At 73.5% G+C, this 21,803-nt stretch carries 17 protein-coding genes; 10 read left to right on the top strand and 7 right to left on the bottom strand.

From position 1 onward, the window contains the following. Positions 1-47: 47 nt before the first annotated feature. Entirely contained in the window at positions 48-1,274 is a 1,227-nt protein-coding gene (locus ACIPLC_RS06985) for an acyl-CoA dehydrogenase family protein (protein WP_400471841.1), read from the bottom strand. A 127-nt stretch (positions 1,275-1,401) separates the two neighbouring features. Here ACIPLC_RS06985 and ACIPLC_RS06980 point away from each other — a divergent pair, with 127 nt between their 5' ends. Both ACIPLC_RS06980 and ACIPLC_RS06975 read left to right on the top strand, forming a co-directional pair. Continuing rightward, positions 1,402-2,037, top strand: coding sequence for a TetR family transcriptional regulator (locus ACIPLC_RS06980; RefSeq protein WP_400471839.1), 636 nt, complete (start codon positions 1,402-1,404; stop codon positions 2,035-2,037). A 52-nt stretch (positions 2,038-2,089) separates the two neighbouring features. After that, the gene (locus tag ACIPLC_RS06975) at positions 2,090-3,601 is read left to right on the top strand and encodes a cellulase family glycosylhydrolase (RefSeq protein ID WP_400471838.1); all 1,512 of its coding nucleotides are present in this window, start codon (positions 2,090-2,092) and stop codon (positions 3,599-3,601) included. Between the two features lie 55 nt (positions 3,602-3,656). Here the strand turns inward: ACIPLC_RS06975 and ACIPLC_RS06970 are convergent, their stop codons facing one another. After that, positions 3,657-5,681 carry a M3 family metallopeptidase gene (locus tag ACIPLC_RS06970; protein WP_400471836.1) on the bottom strand — a complete coding sequence of 675 codons (2,025 nt, stop codon included), beginning with the start codon at positions 5,679-5,681 and terminating at the stop codon, positions 3,657-3,659. Positions 5,682-5,837: 156 nt separating this feature from the next. Here ACIPLC_RS06970 and ACIPLC_RS06965 point away from each other — a divergent pair, with 156 nt between their 5' ends. After that, positions 5,838-7,553 carry a bifunctional 3'-5' exonuclease/DNA polymerase gene (locus tag ACIPLC_RS06965; protein WP_400471834.1) on the top strand — a complete coding sequence of 572 codons (1,716 nt, stop codon included), beginning with the start codon at positions 5,838-5,840 and terminating at the stop codon, positions 7,551-7,553. 81 nt (positions 7,554-7,634) lie between these two features. On the opposite strand, the gene dhaM is transcribed toward ACIPLC_RS06965, so the two are convergent. Further along, a complete protein-coding gene (dhaM, locus tag ACIPLC_RS06960; RefSeq protein ID WP_400471832.1) occupies positions 7,635-8,027 on the bottom strand; it encodes a dihydroxyacetone kinase phosphoryl donor subunit DhaM in 393 nt (130 codons plus the stop codon). 154 nt (positions 8,028-8,181) lie between these two features. Here dhaM and dhaK point away from each other — a divergent pair, with 154 nt between their 5' ends. Together dhaK and ACIPLC_RS06950 are read left to right on the top strand one after the other, a co-directional pair. Beyond that, entirely contained in the window at positions 8,182-9,177 is a 996-nt protein-coding gene (gene dhaK / locus ACIPLC_RS06955) for a dihydroxyacetone kinase subunit DhaK (RefSeq protein ID WP_400471830.1), read from the top strand. 13 nt (positions 9,178-9,190) lie between these two features. Then, a complete protein-coding gene (locus ACIPLC_RS06950) occupies positions 9,191-9,877 on the top strand; it encodes a DAK2 domain-containing protein (protein ID WP_400471829.1) in 687 nt (228 codons plus the stop codon). A 111-nt stretch (positions 9,878-9,988) separates the two neighbouring features. On the opposite strand, the gene ACIPLC_RS06945 is transcribed toward ACIPLC_RS06950, so the two are convergent. Beyond that, positions 9,989-11,161 (bottom strand): PP2C family protein-serine/threonine phosphatase, encoded by a 1,173-nt coding sequence (locus ACIPLC_RS06945; protein WP_400471827.1) that lies wholly within the window; start codon positions 11,159-11,161, stop codon positions 9,989-9,991. Between the two features lie 160 nt (positions 11,162-11,321). On the opposite strand from ACIPLC_RS06945, the gene ACIPLC_RS06940 reads away from it, so the two are divergent. The 3 genes from ACIPLC_RS06940 (at position 11,322) to ACIPLC_RS06930 (ending at position 15,052) form a co-directional block, all read left to right on the top strand. Beyond that, positions 11,322-12,260: a PrsW family intramembrane metalloprotease gene (locus ACIPLC_RS06940; protein WP_400471825.1), complete on the top strand. Its 939-nt coding sequence runs from the start codon at positions 11,322-11,324 to the stop codon at positions 12,258-12,260. A 38-nt stretch (positions 12,261-12,298) separates the two neighbouring features. After that, the gene (locus tag ACIPLC_RS06935) at positions 12,299-12,628 is read left to right on the top strand and encodes a heavy-metal-associated domain-containing protein (protein WP_400471824.1); all 330 of its coding nucleotides are present in this window, start codon (positions 12,299-12,301) and stop codon (positions 12,626-12,628) included. An 81-nt stretch (positions 12,629-12,709) separates the two neighbouring features. Beyond that, complete coding sequence (locus ACIPLC_RS06930) at positions 12,710-15,052, top strand: heavy metal translocating P-type ATPase (RefSeq protein ID WP_400471822.1); 2,343 nt, start codon at positions 12,710-12,712, stop codon at positions 15,050-15,052. A gap of 84 nt (positions 15,053-15,136) precedes the next feature. On the opposite strand, the gene ACIPLC_RS06925 is transcribed toward ACIPLC_RS06930, so the two are convergent. From ACIPLC_RS06925 to ACIPLC_RS06915, 3 genes are all read right to left on the bottom strand, one after another. Further along, positions 15,137-15,856 carry an SDR family NAD(P)-dependent oxidoreductase gene (locus tag ACIPLC_RS06925; RefSeq protein ID WP_400471820.1) on the bottom strand — a complete coding sequence of 240 codons (720 nt, stop codon included), beginning with the start codon at positions 15,854-15,856 and terminating at the stop codon, positions 15,137-15,139. A gap of 535 nt (positions 15,857-16,391) precedes the next feature. Next, positions 16,392-17,681, bottom strand: a complete 1,290-nt coding sequence (locus ACIPLC_RS06920) for a citrate synthase (protein ID WP_400471818.1) — start codon at positions 17,679-17,681, stop codon at positions 16,392-16,394. A 225-nt stretch (positions 17,682-17,906) separates the two neighbouring features. Next, positions 17,907-20,141 (bottom strand): ATP-dependent RecD-like DNA helicase, encoded by a 2,235-nt coding sequence (locus ACIPLC_RS06915; protein WP_400471816.1) that lies wholly within the window; start codon positions 20,139-20,141, stop codon positions 17,907-17,909. Positions 20,142-20,347: 206 nt separating this feature from the next. Between ACIPLC_RS06915 and ACIPLC_RS06910 the strand changes: the two genes are divergently transcribed. Next, on the top strand, positions 20,348-21,139 hold the full coding sequence (locus tag ACIPLC_RS06910; RefSeq protein WP_400471814.1) for a VOC family protein: 792 nt from the start codon (positions 20,348-20,350) through the stop codon (positions 21,137-21,139). A 94-nt stretch (positions 21,140-21,233) separates the two neighbouring features. Next, on the top strand, positions 21,234-21,686 hold the full coding sequence (locus ACIPLC_RS06905; RefSeq protein WP_400471812.1) for a GNAT family N-acetyltransferase: 453 nt from the start codon (positions 21,234-21,236) through the stop codon (positions 21,684-21,686). Positions 21,687-21,803 lie beyond the last annotated feature (117 nt).

The following is a 21,803-nucleotide window of genomic DNA, read 5'->3' as shown; positions in this document are numbered from 1 at the left end:
CGGGCCCGGTGAACCCCCGGGCTCGACGGCCCGCCAGCCCGCCGGGCTCAGCGGATCGGCATCCCGGAGATCGCCCGTGCGATCACCAGCCGCTGGATCTCACTGGTCCCCTCGAAGATCGAGTAGATCGCGCTGTCCCGGTGCATCCGCTCCACCGGGTACTCCCGGGTGAAGCCGTTGCCGCCGAGGATCTGCATCGCCTGCGCGGTGACCCACTTGGCCGTCTCGCCCGCGTACAGCTTGGACATCGAGCCCTCGGCCGCGGTGAACGGCTGGTTGTTGGCCGCCATCCAGGAGGCCCGCCACACCAGCAGGCGGGAGGCGTCGATCCGGGTCTTCATGTCGGCGAGCTGGAAGGCCACGCCCTGGTTGTCGATGATCGGACGGCCGAACTGCTCGCGGGTCCTCGCGTAGTCCAGCGCCACCTCGTACGCGGCCCGGGCGATGCCGATCGCCTGCGCGCCGACGGCCGGCCGGGAGGCCTCGAAGGTGGCCATCGCCGCGTTGCCCCGGCCGCCCGGGCGCTTGCCCCCCTCGCGGGCCCGGGCCAGCCGCTCGTCCAGCTTCTCCTTGCCGCCGAGCAGGCAACTGCCGGGCACCCGGACGTCGTCCAGCACCACCTCGGCGGTGTGCGAGGCGCGGATGCCGTGCTTCTTGAACTTCTGGCCCTGGCTCAGCCCGGGGGTGCCGGGCGGGACGACGAAGGAGGCCTGTCCCTTCGCCCCGAGCTCCGGGTCGACGGTGGCGACGACGACGTGGACGGCGGCGATCCCGCCGTTGGTGGCCCAGGTCTTGGTGCCGTTGAGCACCCACTCGTCCTTGGCCCCGTCGTACACCGCCCGGGTGCGCAGCGCGGAGACGTCCGAGCCGGCATCGGGCTCGGAGGAGCAGAACGCGGCCACCTTGAGGTCGTCCGGGGTGCCGAACATCTGCGGGGTCCAGGTGCCGATCTGCTCGTCGGTGCCGTTGGCGAGCACCGCGACGGCGGCCAGCGTGGTGCCGACGATGGACAGCCCGATGCCCGCGTCGCCCCAGAACAGCTCCTCCATGGCGATCGGGATGCCGACGCCGGAGGGGTCGAAGTACTGCTGGGCGTAGAAGTCCAGCGAGTAGATGCCCAGTCTGGCGGCCTCCTGGATGATCGGCCAGGGGGTCTCCTCGCGCTCGTCCCACTCGGCGGCGGCGGGGCGGACGACGTCGGCGGCGAAGCCGTGCAGCCAGTCGCGTACGGCGAGCTGGTCCGCGCCCGGGTCCAGCGAGAACGTGCTGCTCATGGTGCTTGCCTCCGAAGAAGGGGTACGGCCGACCAGGGGTGTTACCGGGGGTAACATCGTCGGAGTCTGCTACTGATTGGTAACCGGTGTCAACGCCCAGGCAGACCCCAACTCCAAGGAGCAGCACATGTCCCGAGAGCCCCGCCGCGAGCAGCTGCTCAACGCCGCCGACCGGGTCATCCAGCGGGACGGGCCGAGCGCCAGCATGAACGCCATCGCCGCCGAGGCCGGCATCACCAAACCGATCCTCTACCGCCACTTCGGCGACCGGAACGGCCTGATCAGCGCCCTCACCGAGCGCCACACCAGCGGCCTGCTGGCCGCCGTCCGGGCCGCCCTCGCCGAACCGCTGGAGCGCCGCGACCGGGTCGAACACGTCCTGGACACCTACCTGGCCGGGATCGAGGCCCGCCCACAGGTCTACCGGCTGCTCACCCACCCCGAACCGGGCGACCCGAGCGGCGCCGGCAACGCGCTCGCCCCCGCGCTGCGGAAGATCGCCGCCGAGATCACCCGGGCCGTACAGAGCCAGGTCGACCTCGGCGCCGACCGCGACCTGCTCGCCGAGGCCTGGGGCCGGGGCATCACCGGCATGGTGCTGGCGGCCGGCGACTGGTGGCTGGAGACCAGACCCTGCTCGCGCACCCGCATGGTGCAGGCGCTCGCCGACCTGCTCTGGGGCCGCCTGGCCGCCGCCGCGGACCTGCCCACCCCCGCCCTGCCGGCCACCCCCGCCACACCCCCGGCCCCGGCAGCCGGCTGAACTCCCCATCCGGGCAAGGCCCTTCTACACAAGGCCCTTCTACACAAGACCCTTGTGCGACACCCGGCACCGCGGGCATCATCGGGCCCCCACCCCCGCGCCGTACGAGGTCCCGATGCGCCTGCGCCGCACCGCCGTCGCCCTGCTGCTCGCCGCCACCGCGGCCCTCACCGCGGCCCCCGCCACCCCCGCCACCGCACACGGCGGCCCGCCCGCGCGGTTCCCCGCCGGAACGGCCACCGGCCCGGACGGCCGCACCGCCTTCACCGACGCCCAGGGCCGCCGCCTCCAACTGCGCGGCTTCAACCTCGACAAGTACGCCGAGACCACCGAGGCCGACCTCAAGTCCCTGGCCGCGCAGGGCTTCACGCTGATCCGGGTGGCGGTCTCCTGGACCAGACTGGAGCCCGTCCGCGGCCGCCTCGACCCGGCCGAACTGCACCGGCTGCGCCAACTCCTCGGCCGGGCCGACCGGTACGGCCTGCTCGCCCTGATCGACCTCCACCAGGACGTCTACGGGCCGGCGTTCGGCGGCGGCGACCGCGGCATCCCGCCCTGGGCCACCCGGGACGACGGCCTGCCGTTCACCCCCGACCCGGACGACTGGTTCGCCGGCTACTTCCAGCCCGCCGTCCAGGCCGCCTTCCGCCACCTCTACGACGACCCCGACCTGCGCGCCTGGCAGGCCGACTTCTACACCCGGCTCGCCCTCGAACTGCGCGGCCACCGCTCGCTGCTGGGCTACGACCTGTTCAACGAGCCGTTCGGCCCGGTGGACGGCGACCCGACCGACCCGGCCGTGCTCGCCGCCGCCTCCGCCGCCCTCGAACAGGGCCGGCTCGCCGATCTGTACCGCCGCCTGATCGCCGCCGTGCGCCGGGTCGACTCCCGCGCCTGGCTGTTCGTCGAGCCCACCGTCCTGGTCGGCCAGGGCGTGCCCACCCGGCTGCCAGGCTTCGACGACCCCCGCCCCGGCCCGCCCCGGCTCGGCTACGCGCCGCACTTCTACGACACCGCGGTCGAGAACGGCGCCGACTGGGACCCGGCCGACGGCTTCGTCGAGCGCTACACCGCCGCGATCACCGCCTACCCCGCCGCCCACCGGCTGCCGGTCCTGGTCGGCGAATGGGGCCCGCCCGACTCCCGCAGGCCGGGCAACACCCTGCTGGTCCGCCGACAGGTCGCCGCGATGGACGGCTTCGCCGAGGGCTGGACCATGTGGTACTGGTGCCGCGGCACCGGCGGCTACTGCGCCCTCGACCCGGCCGGGCACCCCGCCCCCGGCGACGAGCCCGCCTTCGGCCCGTACCCGGCGGCCGTCGCCGGGACGGACGTGCGCACCGGCGCCACCACCGTCCGCTGGAGCGCCGACGGCACCCGGCACAGCAGCGAACTCGTCCTGCCCCCGGCCGCGTTCCCGCACGGCGCCGAGGTCACCGCCACCCCCGCCGCCGCCCGCGTCGACGTCGAGCAGCCGACCGGCGGTCGGGCCGGCACCGTCCGGATCCGCCTCCCGCACGCCGGCCCGGGCACCCCGGTGACGGTGACGATCACACCGCGCTGACCGCCACCGGGGCCGCCCGCAGCCGGGCAGGCCCAGGGCCTTCGCCGGGCAGGCCCTAGACCAGGCCCCGCCGCGCCAGCAGCGGCCCGGTCTCCGGCGCCCGGCCGACCACCGCGCGGAAGGACTCCAGCGGGTCCCGGCCGTAGCCGCGCGCCAGCAGCTCGCGCCGGAACAGCTCGCCGCTCTCCCGCACCGCGCGCCCGTTGCCCTCGAACCACTGCACGGTGTCGGCGTCCAGCACCTCCGACCAGATGTACGCGTAGTACCCGGCGCTGTAGCCGCTGGCGAAGACGTGCTGGAAGTAGGCCGTCCGGTAGCGCGGCGGGATCGCCGGCACCGCGATCCCGGCCTCCGCCAGCGCCCGCGCCTCGAACTCCTCGGCGTCCGCGATCTCCCGGCCCTGCGGCACGGTGTGCCAGGCCCAGTCCAGCAGCGTCGCCGCCAGGTACTCCACCGTCCGGAAGCCCTCCCCGAAGCCCTCGGCCGCCACCATCCGCTCGACCAGCTCGGCCGGCAGCGACTCCCCGGTCACCTGGTGGCGCGCGTAGTTGGCCAGCACCTCCGGCCGGACCATCCACATCTCGTTGACCTGCGAGGGGAACTCGACGAAGTCCCGGGGCACCAGGGTGCCCGCGAACAGCGGGTACCGCACGTCCGAGAACAGCCCGTGCAGCGCGTGCCCGAACTCGTGGAAGAGCGTGCGCACCTCGTCCCAGGCCAGCAGCACCGGCTCGCCCGGCGCCGGGCGCGGGATGTTCAGGTTGTTCAGCACCACCGGCCGCCGGCCGGTCAGCCCCGACTGGCTCACCAGCTCGTCCATCCAGGCGCCGCCGCGCTTGGACGCCCGGGCGTGGAAGTCGCCGATGAACAGGCCCAGCGAACCGCCGTCCTCCTCGAACACCTCGAAGACCCGCGCGTCCGGGTGGTAGGCCGTCAGGTCCGGCCGCTCGGTGAAGGTCAGCCCGTACGCCAGCTTCGCGGCGAAGAACACGCCGTCCCGGAGCACCCGCTCCAGCTCGAAGTACGGGCGCAGCACCGCCGCGTCCACCTGGTAGGAGCTCTGCCGGACCTTCTCCGAGTAGTACGCCCAGTCGTGCGCGGCGATCTCCTCGATGCCGTCCGCGGCCGCCACCTTGGCCAACTCGGCGGCCTCCCGGCGGGCGTTGGCCACCGCCGGCCCCACCAGCCGGGCCAGCAGCCCGGACACCGCCTCCACGGTGCCCGCGGTCTCGCCCTCCACCACGTACGCGGCGTGGCTCGGGTGCCCCAGCAGCGCGGCCCGCTCGGCGCGCAGCCCGGCCATCCGGATCGCCAGCGGGCCGTTGGCCGCCAGGCCCCGGTCGAGCGAGGCCGCCAGCAGCCGCTCGCGCACCGACCGGTCCGTGAGCCGGGCCAGTTCGGGCTGGCCGGAGGTGCTCTTCAGGGACAGCACGAACCGGCCCTCGTGCCCGAGCACCCGGGCGTTCTCCGCAGCGCCGGCGACCTCGTCAGCGGACAGCCCGTCCAACTCCTCGGCCGCGTCCACGACCAGCGCGGCGGCCTTGGTGGCGGCGTTCACGTTCTGCTGGAACGTCGTGCCGAGCGCCGCGAGTTCGGCGTTCAGCTCGCGCAGCCGGGCCTGCTCGGCCCCGCCCAGCCGGGCGCCGGCGCGGACGAAACGGGTGTGCCGGGTCTCCAGCAGCCGCAGCGACTCCGGGTCCAGGCCCAGGTCGGCGCGGCGCCCGTACAGCTCCTCGATCCGGGCGAACAGCGCGCGGTCCAGGTGGATCGCGTCGTGGTGCGCGGCCAGCAGCGGGCTCACCTTCGCGTCCACCTCGTCGACCAGCTCGCTGGTGTCCGAGGCCGACTGGTTGCGGAACACCGCGTCCACCCGGCGCAACAGTTCCCCGGAACGCTCCAGGGCGACCAGCGTGTTGTCCGGCGTCGGCGGCTGCGGATCCGCGGTGATCGCCGCGATCTCTGCCAGCTGCTCCGCCATCCCGCGCTCGTACGCGGGCAGGAAGTGCTCCGGCCGGATCTCGGCGAAGGGCGGCAGTTCGTAGACCAGGGTGCTGGGCTTGAAGAAGGGGTTCTCGGTCATTTCGCCGACCATACGCCGTGTCACCCACCCTGCCTATGCGCCCCCGCCCCCCGTTGTCGTACCCACCCGTTAACGTCGAGCCCGGACACCCGAACGACCGCACACCCGTGCCCGTACCCGCACGCCCGAACAGCGCGCCGGAGAGGAGAAGCCCCCGTGGCACCCAGGACGGCCCTCGCCCCCGACCCGCACGGCCCCGGCGGCCGGCTCCAGCCGCTCGACGACGCCGGCACCCCGCTCGGCCCGCCCGAGACGGTCCCCGACCTCGCCGCCGCCGTCGCCGCCCGGGAGGCCTCAGGCCACCCCCGCTGGGTGTGGGCCGCCACCGACAGCGCCTACGCGCCGCTGCTTCCCCGGCTGCCCGACCGGCTCGCCCGCTGCCACGACCTGCGCCTGGTCGAGGCCCTGCTGCTGGCGCACGAAGGCCGGTTCGGCGCGCCGCGCTCGCTCGGCGCCGCCTGGTCCCGGCTGCGCGGCCTGCCCGTCCCGGACGACCTGCCCGAGCCCGGCTCCGCCGAGGCCGACGACGGGCAGGACACCCTGTTCGCCCCCGACCGGCTGCAACTGCCGCCCGGCGCCGACCCGCTGACCGCCGTCGTCGCCGTCCACGCCGAACAGCAGCGCCGGCTCGCCGCGATCGCCGACCCGGCCGCCCGGCACCGGTTCCGGCTGCTGGTCGCCGCCGAGTCCGCCGGCGCGCTGGTCGCCGCCGAGATCGCGTACGACGGGCTGCCCTGGCGCGCCGATGTCCACGACCGGCTGCTCACCGAACTCCTCGGCCCGCGCCCGACCGTCCCCGGCGCCCAGCCGAGACTGCTCGCCGACCTCGCCGCCGAACTCCAACAGGCCCTCGGCGGGCGCCCGTTCAACCCCGACTCGCACACCCAGGTGCTACGCGCCTTCGCCGAGAACGGCATCCAGCTCGGCTCCACCCGCTCCTGGGAGCTCAAGGGCGTCGCCCACCCGGCCGCCGCGCTGCTGATCCGCTACAAGGAGCTGTCCCGGATCCACGCCGCGCACGGCTGGGCCTGGCAGGACGCCTGGGCCCGCGGCGGCCGGTTCCGGCCCGAGTACGTGGTCGGCGGCGTGGTCTCCGGGCGCTGGGCCAGCCGCGGCGGCGGCGCGCTGCAGATCCCGCGCATCCTGCGCCGCGCCGTCGTCGCCGACCCGGGCTGGCTGCTGGTCGTCGCCGACGCCGCCCAGTTGGAGCCCCGGGTGCTCGCCGCCCTCTCCCAGGACGCCGGGCTGGCCCGCACCGCCGCCGGCGGCGACCTGTACGAGGCACTGGCCGCCAACGCCTTCCAGGGCGACCGCGACAAGGCCAAACTCGGCCTGCTCGGCGCCATGTACGGGCAGACCAGCGGCGACATCGGCCCGCTGCTGAACACCCTGCGCCACCGCTACCCCGCCGCGATGGGCTACGTCGAGGCCGCCGCCCGCACCGGCGAGGACGGCGGCGTGGTCGCCTCCCGGCTGGGCCGGGTCTGCCCGCCCGCCTCCGCCGAGTTCCTCGACCTCACCGAGGCCCCCGACACCGCCGGCGAGGCCGGCGGCCGGCAGGCCCGCGCCCGCGGCCGCTTCACCCGCAACTTCGTCATCCAGGCCAGCGCCGCCGACTGGGCACTCGCCCTGCTCGCCGCCCTGCGCCGCCGACTGGGCGACCTCCCGGCGGCCAGCCCGGCGGACCGCCCGCACCTGGTGTTCTTCCAGCACGACGAGGTGATCGTGCACACCCCGGCCAACCTCGCCGACGAGGTGGCCGCCGCGGTCACCGAGGCGGCCGACGAGGCCCGCCGCCTGGTGTTCGGCGACACCCCGGTCCGCTTCCCGCTCACCACGGCGGTGGTGGACTGCTACGCCGACGCCAAGTAGCCGCGACGGCTTCACCGCCGCGACTTCGCGGCTACCCTTTCGCGGCTGCGGCCTCACTGCCACAACTTCACAGCTGCGGCGTCACCACTTCCGGAACGAGCGGGCCTCCTCGGCCGCCGCGACCACCTCGGCCAGCGCCGCCCCGGTCGAGGCGGTGACGGCGGCAGCCACCGCGCCCTCCACGAACGGCGCGTCCACCAGCCGCACGCCCGGGCGCGGCTCGTCCTCCAGCACCGTGACGGCGGTGAGCACCGAGCTGCCGAGGTCCGGCAGCACGACCACGCCCGCCCCGCCGTCCGCCTCGGCGACGGCCCGCGCGATCAGGTCGTAGCTGGTGCCGAGCCCGCCGTCCTCCGTGCCCGCCGCGCACACCACCCGCACACCGTCCGAGGCGAGTTCGGCGAGCAGCTCGCGCAGCCCGGCGGCCAGTCGGGCACTGTGCGAGACCAGGACGATACCCACGTGTTCGCTCATGCGCCCGACCCTACGACCGACCCCACGGCCGACGCCGCTACTCCGGGAGAGTGACCAGAACCCGCGTGTCGCACCCCGTGCCCGACACCCCCGTCTGGCGTAGCGTCGGGGCAGCGTCCACGGCCTACGACCCGCCACAAGGGAGCGAAGAGCGTTGAAGAAGCTGATCAACACCCCGGAGAGCGTCCTGGAGGACGCGCTGGCCGGAGTCGCCGCCGCCCACCCCGAGCTGACGGTGGACATCCCCAACCGGGTGATCACCCGGGCCGCCCGCCCGGCCGGGCCCAAGGTCGCGGTGATCTCCGGCGGCGGCTCCGGCCACGAGCCGCTGCACGGCGGCTTCGTCGGCCCCGGCATGCTGGACGCGGCCTGCCCCGGCGAGGTCTTCACCTCCCCGGTGCCGGACCAGATGCTGGCCGCCGCCAAGGCCGTGGAGAGCGGCGCCGGCGTCGTCTTCGTCGTGAAGAACTACACCGGCGACGTGATGAACTTCGAGCTCGCCGCCGAGCTCGCCGCCGAGGAGGGCCTGGAGGTCCGCACCGTCCTGGTCGACGACGACGTCGCGGTCGAGGACTCCACCTGGACGGCCGGCCGCCGCGGCACCGGCGCGACCGTCCTGGTCGAGAAGGCCACCGGGGCGCTGGCCGAACGCGGCGCCCCGCTCGACGAGGTGGCCGCCCTGGGCGAGCGGGTCAACGCCGCCTCCCGCTCCTTCGCCATCGCGCTCACCTCGGCCACCGTCCCAGCCGCCGGCAAGCCCGGCTTCGACCTGCCCGAGGACGAGATCGAAGTCGGCGTCGGCATCCACGGCGAGCCCGGCCGCCGCCGCGAGAAGCTGCGCCCGGCCCGCGAACTGGCCGCCGAGGTGGTCGACACCATCCTCGCCGACCACCACCTGAACTCGGGTGACGAGGTGATCGCCCTGCTCAACGGCCTCGGCGCGACCCCCCTGCTGGAGCTGTACATCGCCTACGGCGAGGTCGCCGCCCGGCTCGCCGAGCGCGGCATCACGGTGGCCCGCAGCCTGGTCGGCAACTACGTCACCAGCCTGGACATGGCGGGCTTCTCGCTCACCCTCACCAAGGCCGACGCGCAGCTGCTGGAGCTGTGGGACGCGCCCGTCGACACCCCCGCCCTCAAGCGGGCCTGAGCCGGGAGACGACATGGACTTCGACACCCCCCTCGCCGAGGCCTGGGTCCGAGCGATCGCCGCCGCCGTCGAGGAGGAGCAGGGCCGGCTCACCGAGCTGGACTCGGCGATCGGCGACGGTGACCACGGCAGCAATCTCCAACGCGGCTTCTCCGCCGCCCTGGCCGCCCTCGACGGCCTCCGGCCGGCCGGCCCGGGCGCCGTGCTCACCAAGGTGGGCAGCACGCTGATCTCCAAGGTCGGCGGCGCCTCCGGCCCGCTCTACGGCAAGGCCTTCCGCGCCATCGGCGCCGCTCTGCCTGATCCCGCCCTGCCCGACCCCGCCGCCCTACCCGATCCGGTCGGCCCGGTCGGCCCGGTCGGCCCGGTCGGCCCGGCCGCCGTCGCCGAGGCACTGGCGGCCGGCCTGGACGCCGTCCGCGCCCTCGGCAAGGCCGCCCCCGGGGACAAGACCATCGTCGACGCCTACACCCCGGCCGTCGCCGCCTTCCGCGCCGCGGCCGCCGCCGGGGCCGCCCTCCCCGAGGCCGCCGCCGCGGCCGCCGACGCCGCCGACCAGGGCGCCCGCGACACCGTCCCCCTCCAGGCCCGCAAGGGCCGCGCCTCCTACCTCGGCGAGCGCAGCATCGGCCACCAGGACCCGGGCGCCACCTCCACCGCCCTCCTCTTCCGCGCCCTCGCCGACGTCACCGCGTCCTGAGGCACCGTCTCCTCGCGCGGGCGCCCGCGCGAGGAGTGAGGAGAAGCCGGCGGAGGAGAAGGAGACGGAGGGGGAGGCGGAGGAGGGGGAGGCGGAGGAGTCAGCCGGCCCTCAGCCGTCCGTCCTGGCGATCAGCAGCAGCAGGGCGTCGTCCCGCAGCTCCCCGCCCGTGTGCGCGAGCAGATCCGCGTACACCCGCCCCACCGCCGCCTCCAGGTCCCCTTCCGACCGCGCGGCGCCCCGCACCAGCGGCCCGACCCGCTCGGCCAGCGGGTAGAACTCCCCGCTCTTGCGGTGCCGCGCCTCGACCACCCCGTCCGTGCAGAGCACCAGCACGTCCTCCGCCCCGAACGGCTGGTCCCAGCTGGCCGGTTCGCCGGCCGCCAGCCGTCCGAGGCCCAGCGGCACCCAGGGGTCGGGGGCGTCCAGCACGTGCGCCCGTCCGTCGCCGTCGACCCGGATCGGCGGGACGTGCCCGTACTGCAGCAGTTCCATCACCCCGGGCGTGCGGAACTCCGCGAACAGCGCGGTGGTGAACTCCCCGTCCGGGACGTGCCGCTCGACGCTGGCCTCGATCCGCGCCGCGACGCCCCGCAGCCCCGCCTCGTCGTACGCGGCCTCGCGGAACGCGCCCAGCACCACGGCCGCGGTCTGCACGGCGGCGAGCCCCTTGCCCCGGACGTCCCCGACCGCGACCCGGGTGCCGTGCGGCGTCTCCAGCACCGAGTACAGGTCCCCGCCGATGCGTGAGGCGTCGGCCGCCGACACGTACCGGACGGCCAGCCGCAGCGGCCCGACGGCCGGCCCGGGCAGTTGCAGCAGGGCCCGCTGGGCGGCCTCGGCGACGGAGCTGACGGCCGCGAAGGCCGCCGCGCGCCGCATCCGGACCTTGGCGACCCAGGCGGAGAAGAGCGTCAACACGGCGTAGCTGACCATCGCACCGTAAAGGAAGCGTGCGTCGTTGATGTTGTCGACCTCGTCGTAGTGGCTGAGTCCGAAGACCGTGAGCAGGCCGAGCGAGCAGACGGCGATCAGTTCGCCGGGTCTGAGGGTGAGCGCGGCGACGGCCGGGACGACGGTCATCAGCGGTGCGAGGTAGCGGTCCTTGCCGGAAAGGAGGTCAGCGAGTGCGACCAGGAGCACGGCGAGCAGCGCCGGGCTGGCCCGCCGCCAGAACGGCACGTCCTGGAGGTCGGCGGCCAGCAGGGCGCCGCGCCGCCGGTCCGGCGGCAGCCCGGCGGCGCTGGGGGCCGAGGGGGACTGGGCGCGGCGGGTCGGGAACACATATCGAACATAAGGGACGTTCGCGGCGCCCACCCATCCGCCTGCCCCGCTTCCGGCCGCCACGGCCGCCGACCCACCGGACGATGACCCCGATCGCCCCGAAATACCCTATTTGTCATACAGTTCGACCAAAGCGGCTACCCCGAGGAGGCTCCGACCGGTGTCCGGCTACCGCAACACCCCCCGCATCTCCGACCCCCCGGCCCGTACGACGGCCACGTCCGACCACTGGCTGCGGTTCTTCGCCGTCGGCCTGCTGCTCTGGGGCGCCACCGTCACCGTCACGTTCCTCACCGGGAACAGCAACCTGGTCCCGACGGTCGTGCTGCTCGGCAGCTTCCTGGTCCCGGCCACCCTGGTGATCTGGGCCTACGAGCGCTACGCCGGCGACCTCGGCCCGGACCGGATCTTCGTCTGCTTCGGCATCGGCGGCATCATCGGCATCCTGGGCGCCTCGGTGCTGGAGAGCTACCTGGTCTCGCCCTCGGCGTGGATGTACGTCACCGTCGGCCTGATCGAGGAAGCGGCCAAGCTCGCCGCCCTGGTCATGGTGAGCCGCCGGCTGCGGGTCAGCGGACTGCGGCACGGGCTGGTGCTCGGCGCCACCGTCGGCGCGGGGTTCGCCGCGTTCGAGAGCGCCGGATACGCGTTCAACGCCGTGCTGAGCATCCAGGGGCTTTCGCTCGAGGACCTGGTCGAGACGGAGATCCTGCGCGGGGTGCTCTCGCCGGTCGGCCACATCCTGTGGACGGCGATCATCGGCGGGGTGCTGTTCAGCGAGCGCCGCGGCGGGCGGTTCCGCTTCACCGCCCCGGTCATCGTCACCTACCTGGGCGTATCGCTGCTGCACGCGCTCTGGGACAGCACGAGCGGGATCGCCGTCTGGCTGGTCGCCAAGACCACCGCGAGCTCCTGGCAGCGCGCGCTGTTCGAGCTCGGCCACATGCCCGACCCCACCAGCGAGCAGGTGCACCTGTACACCTTCTACGACACGGCCGGCCTGCTCGTGGTCTCCTTGGGCGGGCTGCTCTGGCTGCGGCTGCTGATCCGGCGCGAGCGCGCGCCGATCCCGGCCCAACTACCGGCCTCCCCGGCCTGAGGCGGTCCGGCGCATACTCTCGACCGGCGCACGCGTCCGTGACGCGCGCCACCTCACCCACTCCTCCCGGAAATACCCCTGAGGGGTATGGTGTTATCAGAGTAGAACCCGGGCCGACGCCCGGGGCGCCCCACCTCCCGGAGGCCCGGATGTCCAGCACCACCACCTACACCGTGACCGGCATGAGCTGCGGCCACTGCGAGAAGGCGATCAGCGAGGAGCTCTCCGCCCTCACCGGCGTCACCGAGGTCGCCGCCGACTCCAAGGCCGGCACCGTGACGGTCTCCTCCCTCGCCCCGCTGGACGACGAGCAGGTCCGCAGCGCCGTCGACGAGGCCGGCTACGAACTGGTCGGCCGCAGCGCCTAAGCCCTGCCCGGTACGGCGGGGCCCGGGCAGCGGACCCCGCCGTACACCCCCCACCGAGGAGCTGTCGAGGAGCCGATCCGCATGAGCGAGCGAAGCGAACTGGTCACCACCGCCCCCGGCGTCCAGGGCACACCCGGGGCCAGGGACCGGGTCGAGCTGTCGATCGGCGGCATGACCTGCGCCTCCTGCGCGGCCCGGATCGAGAAGAAGCTCAACCGGATGGACGGCGTCGAGGCCACCGTCAACCTCGCCACCGAGAAGGCCCGGGTCGACTACGGCCCCGGGGTGACGGTCGAGGACCTGATCGCCACGGTCGAGCGCACCGGCTACACCGCCGAACTCCCGCCGCCCCCGGCCCCCGCCGCCCCCGCGCACGTCGGCCCCGCACACGTCGGCCCCGCACACGTCGGCCCCGACGCGGGGGCCACCGCCGGTGCCGACCGGCCCGCCGCCGACCCGCTGTACGACCGGCTGCTGATCAGCGCCGTCCTCAGCGTGCCGGTGGTCATGCTGTCGATGATCCCGGCCCTCCAGTTCGCCAACTGGCAGTGGCTGGCCTTCGCGCTCACCGGCCCGGTCGTGGTCTACGGCGGCCTGCCGTTCCACCGCGCCGCCTGGACCAACCTCAGGCACGGCGCCGCGACCATGGACACCCTGGTCTCGCTCGGCACCCTGGCCGCCTTCGGCTGGTCGTTCTGGGCACTGTTCTGGGGCCACGCCGGGATGCCCGGGATGCACCACGACTTCTCACTGGCGATCGGCGACACCGACGCCTCGTCCACCCTCTACCTGGAGACGGCCGCCGCCGTCACCGTGCTGATCCTGCTCGGCCGCCACCTGGAGGCCCGCTCCAAGCGCCGGGCCGGGGCCGCCCTGCACGCCCTGCTCGACCTCGGCGCCAAGGACGTGTCGGTGCTGCGCGGCGGGGCCGAGGTCCGGATCCCGGTCGGCGGCCTGGCCGTGGGCGACCGGTTCGTGGTGCGGCCGGGCGAGAAGATCGCGACCGACGGCGTGGTGGTCGAGGGCGGCTCGGCGGTCGACGCCTCGATGCTGACCGGCGAGTCCGTACCGGTCGAGGTCGGCGTCGGCGACCAGGTCACCGGCGCCACCGTCAACGCGGGCGGCCGCCTGGTGGTCGAAGCCACCCGGATCGGCGCCGACACCCAGCTGTCCCGGATGGCCAGGCTGGTCGAGGACGCCCAGAACGGCAAGGCCGCCGCCCAGCGCCTCGCCGACCGGATCTCCGCCGTCTTCGTCCCGGTCGTCATCCTGATCGCGCTCACCACCCTGGTCGGCTGGCTGCTGGCCTCGAACAGCCCCACCGAGGCGTTCACCGCCGCCGTGGCCGTGCTGATCATCGCCTGCCCGTGCGCCCTGGGCCTGGCCACCCCGACCGCACTCATGGTCGGCACCGGCCGCGGCGCCCAGCTGGGCATCCTGATCAAGGGCCCCGAAGTGCTGGAGACCACCCGCCGGGTGGACACTGTCGTGCTGGACAAGACCGGCACCGTCACCACCGGCCGGATGACCCTGCTCGCCGTGCACACCGCCGAGGGCGTCGGCGAGACCGAGGCGCTGCGCCTGGCCGGCGCCCTGGAGCACGCCTCCGAGCACCCGATCGCCGCCGCCGTCGCCACCGCCGCCGTGGAGCGGACCGGCGGGCTGCCGCCGGTCGAGGACTTCCGGAACCTCCCCGGGCGGGGCGTGCAGGGCGTCGTCGAGGGCCGGGCGGTGGTCGCCGGGCGCGAGGCCCTACTCGCCGACCGGGCCCAGCACCTGCCGCCCGTTCTGGCCCGCGCCATGGCCGCGGCCGAGGCGGCCGGGCGGACCGCGATCGCGGTGGGCTGGGACGGCGAGGCCCGGGCCGTCCTGGAGGTCGCGGACGCGGTCAGGCCGACCAGCGCCGAGGCGATCGCCCGACTGCGCGCACTGGGCCTGACCCCGGTGCTGCTGACCGGCGACAACCGGGCGGTCGCCGAGGCCGTCGCGGCCGAGGTCGGCATCGCCCCGGAACACGTCATCGCCGAGGTCATGCCCGAGGACAAGGTCGACACCGTCAAGCGGCTCCAGGCCGAGGGCAAGGCCGTGGCGATGGTCGGCGACGGCGTCAACGACGCGGCCGCGCTCGCCCAGGCCGACCTCGGCCTGGCGATGGGCACCGGCACCGACGCCGCGATCGAGGCCGGCGACCTCACCCTGGTCCGCGGCGACCTGCGCTCGGCGGCCGACGCCATCCGGCTCTCCCGCCGCACGCTCGGCACGATCAAGGGCAACCTGTGCTGGGCCTTCGGCTACAACGTGGCGGCGATCCCGCTGGCCGCCGCCGGGCTGCTCAACCCGATGATCGCCGGCGCCGCGATGGCCTTCTCCTCGGTCTTCGTGGTCACCAACAGCCTGCGGCTGCGCCGCTTCCAACCCGCCTGACCCACCCGCGCCGAGGCGCCCGCGTTGACACGGGGAAGGGCCCGGCCCCGCTCGGCCCTTCCCCGTGTCAACGCGTCAAACGCGTCAACGCCCGAGCAGCTCGCCGCCGTTGCAGTGCAGGATCTCGCCGGTGATGAACCCGGCCTCGGGCGAGGCCAGGAAGTGGACCGCGGCCGCGACCTCACCGGTCTCCCCGATCCGGCCCAGCAGGGTGCGGGCCGCCCGGCGGGAGACCTCGGCCTCGTCCAGCCGCGGGCCGAAGAACTCGGTGCCGGCCACCGTCCCGGGCGCGACGATGTTGGCGGTGATCCCGGAGGTGCCCAACTGGGCGGCCAGGAAGTGGTTCCAGGCGTGCAGCGAGGCCTTCGCCGCGCCGAACGAGCCAGCCCCGCGCAGGGCGGCGATCGAGCTGATGGTGACGACCCGGCCGGCGCCGGGGGTGAGCCGGTCCCGGATCGACTCGGTGAGCAGCACCACGGTCAGCACGTTGCGCTCGAAGTCGCCGCGCCAGCGGGCCAGCAGGGCGTGCGGCCCGGCGCCGATCACGGTCTCCCGGCTGCCGGCGTTGTTGACCAGGACGTCGATCCGCTCGGGCAGTTCGGCGAGCGCGGCCTCGACGGCATCGGGGTCGGCGAGATCGCACACCAGCGGGGTGATGTTCGGTCCGAGGTCCGCCGCGGCCTTCTCCAGGACCGCGCGGCGGCGGCCCACGATCACGACCCGTTCGCCCGCCTCGGCGAACCGCCGCGCGACTTCGTACCCGATTCCCGTGCCACCGCCGGTGACAACGACGTTCCTGGCCATCTGCGCACTCCCTCCCCAGCTCCGCCGCCACGCTGCGAGGGTGCGGGACGGTCCGTACCGGAATGCCACGATTCCTATCACGCTCGGTTGCCGTGACTGCGGGGAGGGTGACGTCACGCGCGGGGGAACGTGTGGTATGGGCGCGGTACGACGCGCACACGGAGCGTGGCGAGAGGCAGCTCACACCCCCCTGGCGTAACTTCTCGCACCCTGATACGTCTTAGGTTGGTAGTGCGGCAGTTTTCCGGTGGGCGGAGACGCGACGAACGGCAACGCGTCCCCGCGCTTCCACCGGCTGCCGCCGACGGGGCTCCGGCGGGCCCCGGGACGGTCGTCGACCTTGACGGCCTTCGCGCACGGCGCCGGGGTTGCGGCGGGTCAGGGACGCTTTGAGCGGCCGTCCCCGGCTGCGGCCCGGCCCCGGAGTCGTGCGCCGTACGGTTCCGTCCCCGCGCGGGCGCCCACCCGGGCCCACCGCACGGGGACGCGGAAGGGCCCGGCCGCGAGGTGCGGCCGGGCCCTTCCGGGTGCAGCGTCAGCGGTCGCCGAGGGCGACGTAGTCGCGGATCTCCACGCCGGTGTAGATCTGGCGCGGACGGCCGATCCGGCTGGTCGGGTCGTTGATCATCTCGTGCCAGTGGGCGATCCAGCCCGGCAGCCGGCCGAGGGCGAACAGCACGGTGAACATGCTGGTCGGGAAGCCCATGGCGCGGTAGATCAGGCCGGTGTAGAAGTCCACGTTCGGGTAGAGCTTGCGCGAGATGAAGAAGTCGTCCTTGAGGGCGTGCTCCTCCAGCTTGAGCGCGATGTCCAGCAGCTCGTCGTTCTTGCCGAGCTGGCCGAGGACCTCGTGCGCGAGCAGCTTGACCTGCGCGGCGCGCGGGTCGAAGGCCTTGTAGACGCGGTGGCCGAAGCCCATCAGCTTGACGCCGGCTTCCTTGTTCTTCACCTTGGTGATGAACGCGTCGACGTCGCCGCCGTCCTTCTGGATGCTCTCCAGCATCTCCAGCACGGCCTGGTTGGCGCCGCCGTGCAGCGGGCCCCAGAGCGCCGAGATGCCCGCCGAGATCGAGGCGAACAGGTTGGCGTGGCTGGAGCCGACCAGGCGCACGGTGGAGGTCGAGCAGTTCTGCTCGTGGTCCGCGTGCAGGATGAGCAGCTTGTCCAGGGCGTTGACGATGACCGGGTTGAGCTCGTAGTCCTCGGCGGGGACCGCGAAGGTCATCCGCAGGAAGTTCTCGACGTAGCTCAGGTCGTTGCGCGGGTAGACGAAGGGCTGGCCCATCGCCTTCTTGTACGCGTAGGCGGCGATCGTCGGCAGCTTGGCCAGCAGGCGGACGGTCGACAGGTGGCGCTGGCCCGCGTCGAACGGGTTGTGGCTCTCCGGGTAGAACGTGGACAGCGCGCCGACCACCGAGGACAGCATCGCCATCGGGTGGGCGTCCCGCGGGAAACCCTGGAAGAAGCGCTTGACGTCCTCGTGCAGCAGGGTGTGCTGGGTGATCTCGCGGTTGAACTCGGCCAGCTGGCCCGCGTCGGGCAGCTCACCGTTGATCAGGAGGTACGCGGTCTCGATGAAGCCGCCCTGTCCTGCGAGCTGCTCGATCGGGTAGCCGCGGTACCGCAGGATGCCGTTGTCACCGTCCACGAAGGTGATCGCGGACTTGTACGCGGCGGTGTTACCGAAGCCGTTGTCCAGGGTGACCAGGCCGGTCTGCGGGAGCAGCTTCGAGATGTCGAAGCCGGCGTTGCCCGCAGTGCTCTCGACGACGGGGTACTCGTACTCGCCGTCCTGGTACCGCAGTACTACCGAGTTGTCGCTCACGTCTTCCTCACCGACGAAATGAATCCTCTTCCAAGGTGCCCTGACTGTCTCTACCATCCCCCATCTGGAGGACAGCCGCGCACCCGGGGTGGCCCGAAAGGGCCCGCCCCTACAAAACCTGCCGCCGCAGCCGGTACGAACCGGACAAGATCGGCACCACCCTAGGCTCTGCCGTAAATCTCTTCACGTCAAGAGAACATTAGAGGCAACCATCCTGTTGGATAATCATCCAGTTGCCAGCCGATGATCGAGCGCCGCATGCCGTCGACCTGCACTGACGTTCCGTACGGCCTGGGCGATCGCCTTCCGTGACCCCACCAGCACCACCAGTTTCCTAGCCCTGGTCACAGCGGTGTAGAGCAGGTTTCGCTGGAGCATCGTCCAAGCGGACATGGTGACCGGAATCACCACCACCGGGTACTCGCTGCCCTGCGAGCGGTGGATCGTCACCGCGTACGCGTGGGCCAGCTCGTCCAGTTCGTCGAAGTCGTACGGCACCTCCTCGTCCTCGTCGGTGAGCACCGTCAACCGCTGGTCGTCCACGCTGAGGGCGGTCACCACCCCCACGGTGCCGTTGAAGACCCCGTTGCGCCCCTTGTCGTAGTTGTTGCGCACCTGCGTGACCTTGTCCCCGACCCTGAACGTCCGCCCGCCGAACCGCCGTTCCGCCAGCCCCTCCCGGGCCGGCGTCACCGCCCCCTGGAGCAGCGTGTTCAGGTTCCCCGCCCCGGCCGGCCCCCGGTGCATCGGCGCCAGCACCTGGACGTCCCGCCGCGGGTCGAAGCCGAACCGCTGCGGGATCCGCCGCGCCACCACGTCCACCGTCAGACCGGCCGCCAGCTCCGCGTCGTCCTCCGCGAACAGGAAGAAGTCCGGCAGACCGTCCGTCAGCGGCGGCCTCCCCTCGTTGATCCGGTGCGCGTTCGTCACCACCCCCGACTGCTGGGCCTGCCGGAAGATCCTGGTCAGCCGCACCGACGGGATCGGGCCGCCCTCCGCCAGGAGGTCCCGCAGCACCTCGCCGGCGCCCACCGACGGCAACTGGTCCACGTCCCCCACGAACAGCAGGTGCGCCCCCGGCGGCACCGCCTTGACCAGCTTGTTCGCCAGGATCAGATCCAGCATCGAGGCCTCGTCCACCACCACCAGATCGGCGTCCAGCGGCCGGTCCCGGTCGTACGCGGCGTCCCCGCCCGGCCTCAGCTCCAGCAGCCGGTGCACCGTCGAGGCCTCCGCCCCGGTCAGCTCCGCCAGCCGCTTCGCCGCCCGCCCGGTCGGCGCCGCCAGCACCACCTTCGCCCGCTTGGCCAGCGCCAGCGTCACGATCGACTTCACCGTGAACGACTTGCCGCAGCCCGGACCACCCGTCAGCACCGCGACCCGCTCGGTCAGCGCCAGCCGCACCGCCTGCTCCTGCTCCGGCGCGAGCTCCGCCCCGGTGCGCTTCGCCAGCCACTCCAGCGCCACCGGCCAGTCCACCCCGCCGAACCACGGCATCCGGTCGGAATCCGAACGCAGCAGCCGCAGCAGCTGGTTGGCAAGCGAGATCTCCGCCCGGTGGAACGGCACCAGGTACACCGCGGCGATCGGCTCGCCCGCCTCCCCCGGCACCGACTCCCGCACCACCCCCTCCGTCGCGACCAGCTCCGCCAGGCAGTCGATCACCAGCCCCACGTCCACCTGCAACAGCTTCACGCCGTCCGCGATCAGCCGCTCCTCCGGCAGGTAGCAGTGCCCCTGGTCGCTGCTCTGCGACAGCGCGTACTGCAGCCCCGCCTTCACCCGCTCCGGGCTGTCGTGCGGGATCCCCACCGCCTGGGCGATCCGGTCCGCCGTCAGGAAACCGATCCCCCACACGTCCGACGCCAGCCGGTACGGCTCGTTCCTCACCACCCCGATCGAGGCGTCCCCGTACTGCTTGTAGATCCGCACCGCGAGCGAGGTCGACACCCCGACCCCCTGGAGGAAGACCATCACCTCCTTGATGGCCTTCTGCTCCTCCCAGGCCGCCGCGATCTTCTTCGTCCGCTTCGGCCCCAGCCCCGGCACCTCGATCAGCCGGCCCGGCTCGTTCTCGATCACCTCCAGGGTGTCCACCCCGAAGCGCTCCACGATCCGCTCGGCGAACCGCGGCCCGATCCCCTTGATCAGCCCCGAACCCAGGTACCGCTGGATGCCCTGCACCGTCGCCGGCAGTACCGTCGTGTAGTTCTCCACCGTGAACTGCCGCCCGTACTGCGGATGCGAGCCCCACCGCCCGTGCAGCCGCAGCGACTCCCCCACCTGCGCGCCCAGCAGCGCGCCCACCACCGTCAGCAGGTCGTTCGCGCCCCGGCCCGTGTCCACCCGGGCCACCGTGTAACCGGTCTCCTCGTTGGCGTACGTGATCCGCTCCAGCACGCCCTCGACCTGCGCGAGCTGGCGCGGCGCCTCCTGCCCCGACTGCGCCTGCCTGGTCACCGGGACCCCCTTCGACCGGTACGGGTGGACCTTTCCGTTACGCACCGTACCGCCCGGCTACGACAAGCCCGCACCCGCGCCGGCACGGCCCCGCGCCGGGACCGCCTCCGGGCCCCACCGTGCAGCGCCCCCGCGCAGGTGCCAGGCTGGGAGGGGCAGGGGGGCACGATCGCGCCCGCACGGGCCCCGTCCGAGGAGCAGTGCCCATGCTCAACACCGCCTTCCGCCCCGGCTCCCCCGACTGGCTCGACCTGGGCAGTCCCGACACCCGGGCCTCCGTCGACTTCTACACCGCCCTGTTCGGCTGGACCTTCGACCCGGCCGGCCCCGAGGCCGGCGGGTACGGCTTCTTCCAGCTCGACGGCCGGACGGTCGCCGCCCTCGGCCCGCTCGCCGAGGAGGGCTCCGTGCCCGCCTGGACGCTGTACTTCTCCACCCTCGACGCCGACCGCACCACCGAACTCGTCGAACAGGCCGGCGGGCACGTCCGGTTCACCCCCTTCGACGTCTTCGCCGCGGGCCGGATGGCCGGCTACACCGACCCGACCGGCGCCGAGTTCGCCGTCTGGCAGCCGCACGACACCCGCGGCCTGGACCTCGTCAACGAGGAGGGCAGCCTCTGCTGGGCCGAGTGCCACAGCGTCGACGCCGAACGCGCCAAGACCTTCTACCGGACCGTCTTCAGCTGGCAGGAACAGGACGTCCCGCTCGAAGGCACCTCCTACACCGTCCTCACCCCCGCCGGCGCCGGCAGCGACGACGCCCACGGCGGCATCGTGCAGCTCGGCCCCGAGCAGACCGCCGCCGGCACCTCCTCGCACTGGCTCCCCTACTTCGAGGTCCCCAACGTGGACGCCAGCCTCGCCATCGCCGACAAACTCGGGGCCACCGTGCGGATCCCCGCCATGGACGTCCACGGCGTGGGCCGCCTCGCCCAGTTCCACGACCCGCACGGCGCCGTCTTCGCCGTCATCACCAGCGCCAAGCCCGGGGAGTGACAGCGCATCACCCCCGAGAAGGGGCCTGAAGGGGTGCTACGGGCGGTGGCGGCGGAGGGGTGGGCGACTGGGAAGGCCTGCCTATCCTCTGATCATGACTGATCTGACGATCCGCCGGGCCACCGAAGAGGACCTGCCCGCGATAGTGGCCATGCTCGCCGACGACGCCCTGGGGGCCACCCGCGAGAGCCCCGACGACCTCACGCCGTACCGTGCCGCCTTCGCCCGCATCGACGGCGACCCGCACCAGCACCTGGTCGCCGCCGAGCGCGCCGGCCGAACCGTCGGCACCCTACAGCTGACCGTGATCCCCGGCCTCTCCCGGAAGGGCTCCACCCGGACCATCATCGAGGCCGTCCGCATCCACGCCGACGAACGGGGCAGCGGCCTCGGCACCGAACTGATCCAGTGGGCGATCGAGCGCTCCCGCGAACTCGGCGCCGACCTCGTCCAGCTCACCTCCGACGCGACCCGCACCGACGCCCACCGCTTCTACGAGAAGCTCGGCTTCGTCCCGTCACACCTCGGATTCAAACTCCAGCTCTGAGGCCTGAAACCCCGGAAACGCGAAAAGACCCCCTCCCGGACGGGAGGGGGTCTTTTCGGAATGATTGTTCGGCGGCGTCCTACTCTCCCACAGGGTCCCCCCTGCAGTACCATCGGC

Origin of the sequence: Kitasatospora sp. NPDC086801, assembly GCF_044745805.1 — a bacterium.
Classification (GTDB): domain Bacteria; phylum Actinomycetota; class Actinomycetes; order Streptomycetales; family Streptomycetaceae; genus Kitasatospora.
The sequence above is the reverse complement of the archived record's forward strand: the minus strand, read 5'-3'. Positions and strand labels throughout refer to the sequence as shown.

Bases quoted from the DNA above. Each gene is read 5' to 3' on its own strand.
- ACIPLC_RS06985 (WP_400471841.1), bottom strand. From the start codon at position 1,274: ATGAGCAGCACGTTCTCGCTGGACCCGGGCGCGGACCAGCTCGCCGTA.
- ACIPLC_RS06980 (WP_400471839.1), top strand. From the start codon at position 1,402: ATGTCCCGAGAGCCCCGCCGCGAGCAGCTGCTCAACGCCGCCGACCGG.
- ACIPLC_RS06970 (WP_400471836.1), bottom strand. From the start codon at position 5,681: ATGACCGAGAACCCCTTCTTCAAGCCCAGCACCCTGGTCTACGAACTG.
- dhaM (WP_400471832.1), bottom strand. From the start codon at position 8,027: ATGAGCGAACACGTGGGTATCGTCCTGGTCTCGCACAGTGCCCGACTG.
- ACIPLC_RS06950 (WP_400471829.1), top strand. From the start codon at position 9,191: ATGGACTTCGACACCCCCCTCGCCGAGGCCTGGGTCCGAGCGATCGCC.
- ACIPLC_RS06930 (WP_400471822.1), top strand. From the start codon at position 12,710: ATGAGCGAGCGAAGCGAACTGGTCACCACCGCCCCCGGCGTCCAGGGC.
- ACIPLC_RS06925 (WP_400471820.1), bottom strand. From the start codon at position 15,856: ATGGCCAGGAACGTCGTTGTCACCGGCGGTGGCACGGGAATCGGGTAC.
- ACIPLC_RS06910 (WP_400471814.1), top strand. From the start codon at position 20,348: ATGCTCAACACCGCCTTCCGCCCCGGCTCCCCCGACTGGCTCGACCTG.
- ACIPLC_RS06905 (WP_400471812.1), top strand. From the start codon at position 21,234: ATGACTGATCTGACGATCCGCCGGGCCACCGAAGAGGACCTGCCCGCG.